Origin of the sequence: Bacillus sp. SRB_8, assembly GCF_003264205.1 — a bacterium.
GTDB classification, from domain to species: Bacteria; Bacillota; Bacilli; order Bacillales; family Bacillaceae_G; genus Bacillus_A; species Bacillus_A mycoides.
Genome location: NZ_NADT01000018.1, coordinates 625526 through 625753, shown reverse-complemented (window position 1 = coordinate 625753; position 228 = coordinate 625526). Strand labels below are relative to the sequence as shown.

General features: G+C 35.1%; 1 pseudogene. It reads left to right on the top strand.

The features are described from left to right. Window positions 1–228, top strand: a pseudogene (locus tag B5P40_RS33435) (peptigoglycan-binding protein LysM); the annotation flags it as partial.

Genomic DNA, 228 nt, shown 5'->3' with positions numbered 1-228 from the left:
CAAGTGAAGAAAGAGAATGTAGAGAATATAGTGTCGCCGCAAGTGAAAAAAGAAAATGTAGGAAGCATAGTCTCACCAAACGTATCAAAAGAAAGTGTTATTATCCCGCAAGTAATACCGCCTAATATTCAAGTGCCGAATATAATGCCAATAATGGATAACAATCAACCAGCAAATATAATGCCAATAATGGATAACAATCAACCACCAAATATGATGCCAATAATG